Annotated in this window: 1 protein-coding gene; it reads left to right on the forward strand. The window is 72.0% G+C overall.

What is annotated here, in order from left to right; genetic code table 11:
- Positions 1-4,757: non-ribosomal peptide synthetase (locus FNH05_RS32395; protein ID WP_144592653.1), on the forward strand; the 4,757-nt coding region annotated here is incomplete at both ends.

The raw sequence follows: 4,757 nt of genomic DNA on the forward strand, positions 1-4,757 counted from the left end.
GACCGTCACGCTCCCGCCCGCGTTGTTCGACGACGGCGGCCTTCCCGAACTGGCCGCCGCCCAAGCCGCGCTGCGGCCCGACGCCGTCGCGCTCTCCTTCGGTGACGAGGTGCTGACCTACGCCGCACTGGACTCGCGGGCCAACCGCCTCGCCGGATACCTGCGCGGCCTCGGTGTGGGCCCCGAGGTGCGGGTGGGCGTGTGTATGCGGCGCTCGCCGGCCGCGGTGATCGGCCTGCTGGCCGTCATGAAAGCGGGCGGTGTCCACGTGCCGCTGGATCCGGCGTACCCGGCCGAACGGCTGGCGTACATGCTCGCCGACTGCCGGGCCGAAGTGCTGCTCACCGAAGACGGACCGCCGCCGGACCTCCCCACCACCACGGCACGCGTCGTCCGCCTCGGCGGGGAACGGGACGAGATCCTGCGGCAGGACGACCGACCGTTGCCACGCCGCACTTTTCCCGACAGTTCCGCCTACGTCATCTACACGTCGGGTTCCACCGGCACGCCCAAGGGCACCGTGGTGACCCATCGCGGTATCCCGGCGCTGGCCAGGGCGCAGGACATCGAGTTCGCACCCGGCCCCGGCTGCCGGATGCTGCAGTTCGCTTCGCCGAGCTTCGACGCGTCCATCTTCGAGCTGGTCATGGCGCTGGGCTCGGGCGGAACACTCTGCCTCGCCGAGCCGGACCGCCTGCTGCCCGGTCCCGAGCTGGCGAACCTCCTCGACGAACAGGCCGTCACGATCGCGACGTTGCCCCCGTCCTCGCTGACCGTGCTGCCACCCGCGTCGCTGCCCACACTGAAGACGCTGACCGTGGCCGGCGAGGCGTGCCCGCCCGCGCTCGTGGCACGCTGGGCGCCGGGGCGGCGGTTCCGGAACCTGTACGGCCCCACCGAGGCCACCATCTGGTCCACAGTGGCCACCTGCGAACCGGGGCGCCCGGTGACCATCGGCCACGCCATCGAGGGCACCCGGGTCCACGTCCTCGACGCGGACATGCGGCCGGTGCCCGACGGCGAGCCCGGTGAGCTGTACCTCGGCGGGGACGGGCTGGCCCGCGGCTACTGGGAACGTCCCGCGCGCACGGCTGAACGGTTCGTCCCCGATCCCTTCGGCCGCGTCGCGGGCGCACGGCTCTACCGCACCGGCGATCTGGTGCGCGTCGAACCGGACGGCGCGCTCGGCTTTCTGGGCCGAGTCGACGACCAGATCAAGTTCCGCGGCTACCGGATCGAACCTGGCGAGATCGAAGCCGTGCTTCGTGCCCATCCCGCCGTCACCGACGCCGCGGTCCTGCTCTGTGATGACGTCTCCGGCACCCCGCGGCTCACCGCGTACGTCACGCCCGCCGTCGCCACCCCGCCGCTGCGGGCCCATTGTGCGGAACGGCTGCCCGGCTACCTCGTGCCCACCACGTTCGTCGGCCTCGACCGGTTCCCGCTCACCGCCAACGGCAAGACGGACCGGCGCGCCCTGCCCTCTCCCCCGTCCGGCCGCGACGCGGAAAACCCTTACCGGGCACCACGAACGCCGCTTGAACACGCGCTGGCCGAGATCTGGTCCGACCTCCTCGGAGTAACGCCCGTGGGACGGGAGGACAACTTCCTGGCCCTCGGCGGTCATTCGCTCATCGCCACACAGCTGCGGAGCCGGATCCAGGAGGCGTTCGGCGTCGACGTCCCGGTGCGCGACGTCCTCGCCACGCCCGATCTCGCGGCACTGGCGGGAGAGATCGGCGAGCCGTCGGAATCCCCGGCGCGCGGTGTCCCCGCGCTGGTGCCGCGCCGCGACACCGCGCGTGTCCCGCTTTCCCACACCCAGCGGCAGCTCTGGTTCCTCGAACAACTGGTCCCGGGTACCGCGGCCTACGCGGCGCCGATGGTCCTCCGGCTGGCCGGGCCGCTCGACGTCGCCGCGCTCGAAGCCGCTCTGAACACCGTGGTCGCGCGGCACGAGGCCCTCCGCACGAGTGTGGGCGTCGAGGATGGCCGCCCGTTCCAGGCGATCGCGGACCACTGCCGGATCGAGATCCCGGTCACCGACCTGCGGGACCGGCCCGAAACGGCACGGGAGGCCGCCACTGGCATCGTGCGGCGCGCTTTCGACCTCCGGCACGGCCCACTCCTGCGGGCCTCCGTACTGCGCCTCGCCGACCAGGAGCAGCTGCTCGTGCTCGTCGGGCACCACATCGTGTTCGACGGCTGGGCCCTCCGTGTGCTGTTCACCGAGTTGGCCGCCGTCTATGGCGGATCGCCGGAGCCGCTTCCCGTCCTTCCCGTCCACTACGCCGATTACACGCTCTGGCAACGCAACTGGCTCGAAAGCGGTGCCGCGGAGGAGCATCTGGCGTTCTGGCGGGAGCATCTCGCCGACGCTCCCGCGCTGCTCGAACTGCCCACCGACCGGCCACGCCCGGCCACCCAGCGGTTCCACGGCGCCACCCACACGTTCACCGTTCCCACCGGCCTCCACGAGGCGCTGCGCAAGCTCGCTCGCGAGCACGACGCCACGCCGTACATGGTGCTGCTCACCGCGTACGCCGCGCTGCTCCACCGGCACACCCATGAGCACGACATCACCATCGGCACCCCGGTCGCCAACCGTGCCCACCCGCACACCCGGCACCTGGTCGGCTACTTCGCCAACACGCTTCCACTGCGCGTGCGCTTTCCCCGCGACCCCAGTTTCCGGAAGCTCCTCGAGCGCGTCCGCGAAACCTGCCTCGACGCCTACGGCCATCAGGAAGTCCCGTTCGAGCTGATGATCGACGTCCTGCGGCCGGAGCGGGATCTGAGCTACAACCCGGTGTTCCAGGTGTTGTTCGCGCTGCAGAACACCGGGACGGCGGATCTCGGCCTGCCCGGCTGCACCGCGACCGAAGTGGACATCGACCCCGGCACGTCCCGCTTCGACCTCGCGTTCTCCCTGAGCGAGCGGGACGGACAGCTGCGGTGCTCGGTGGAGTACAACACCGACCTGTTCGACCAGGACACCGTGCGGCTGTTCGCCGGGCGTTTCGTGCGCCTGCTCGAAGCCATGACCGAGGATCCCGGCCGGCGGGTGGGCGAGGTGCCGCTGCTCGGCGGGCACGAGCGGGCCTGGCTCACCGACTGGAACGCCACCGACGCGCCGTACCGCCACGACCGGTGTTTCCACCAGCTGGTGGAGGAGCAGGTCGCGCGGACCCCGGACGCGGTCGCGATCGTGTGCGGGGACCGGCAGCTCACCTACGCCGCCTTCGACGCCCACGCGAACCGGCTCGCCCGCGTGCTGCGTGCCAGGGGTGTCGCGGCCGAAACGCGGGTGGCGGTGTTCCTCGAACGCTCGGCCGGCTCGCTCGTGGCGCTGTTGGCCGTGCTCAAGGCCGGCGGCGCCTACCTGCCACTGGACACCGCCCTCCCGGCGGACCGGCTCGCGTACACGCTCGCCGACAGCGGTGTTTCCGTCGTGATCACCACCGGCGACCTGAGCGAAGGCCTGCCCGCGCACACCGCGACCGTGCTCCGTCTCGACGAGGAGGCCGCGGAGATCGCCGCGGCGGACTCGTCGGGCCTCCCGGACGGCCCCCGCCCCGACGACCTGGCCTACCTGATCTACACCTCCGGTTCGACCGGCCGTCCCAAGGGGACGTTGATGGCGCACCGCGGCCTGGCGAACCTCGTCACGGTCGAGGCCGGGACCGTCGAGCCCACCGCACGGAGCCGGACCCTCCAGCTCGCGTCCTTCAGTTTCGACGCGTCCTTCTGGGACCTCGCGATGGCGCTGCCGTTCGGCGGTGCGCTCTGCGTCGCTACCGGTGAACAACGGCTGCCGGGCCCCCGGCTCGAGACGCTGCTGGACGAGCAGGCCATCACACAGGCCACGCTCGCCCCGGCGGTGCTGGCCGCGCTCCCGCCCGAATGCGCGCCGTACCTGGAGGTCCTCACCTCCACCGGCGAGGCTCTGACCGCCGAGGTGGTCCGCGCCTGGGCGCCGGGACGCCGGCTGCTCAACGGCTACGGCCCCACGGAGACCACCGTGGGCGCCACCATCGGCGAGTGCACCGTGGACGATCCCCAGCCGCATCTGGGACGTCCCTTCGCCAATCACCGGGTTCACGTCCTGGGCCCGGACCTGCGGCCCTGCCCGCCCGGTGTCCCCGGGGAAATCCACATCGGCGGCCCCGGCCTCGCGCGCGGGTACGCCGGACAGCCGGGGCTCACCGCGGACCGGTTCGTTCCCGACCCCTTCGCACGCGAGCCCGGTGCCCGGCTGTACCGCACCGGCGACCGCGGCCGGTTCCTGCGCGACGGAACGCTCACCTTCCTCGGCCGCATCGACGACCAGGTCAAGCTGCGGGGTTTCCGCGTCGAGCCCGGCGAGATCGAAGCCGTTCTGCGGCGTCATCCGGCGGTGCGCGAGGCTGTCGTGCTCGCCCGCCGCGACGCCGGGACGCTCCGGCTGTGCGCCTACGTCGTATCCGGACCGGACACCCGCACTTCCGAGCTCCGCGAGTGGTGTGCGCGATCCCTTCCCGACTACATGGTCCCGGGAGCGATCCTCCGGCTCGAGCGCATGCCGTTGACCCGCAACGGGAAGCTCGACCGCCACGCCCTGCCCGCACCCGCGCCCGACCAACTGGAACCCGAACACCCTTATGTGGCACCGGAAACCGACGCCGAGAAGACCCTCGCCGAGATCTGGGCACAAGTCCTGCACCTCGACCGCGTCGGCCGCCACGACAACTTCTTCACCCTCGGCGGCGACTCCATCC

It is taken from the genome of Amycolatopsis rhizosphaerae (assembly GCF_007713715.1).
GTDB lineage: Bacteria > Actinomycetota > Actinomycetes > Mycobacteriales > Pseudonocardiaceae > Amycolatopsis_E > Amycolatopsis_E rhizosphaerae.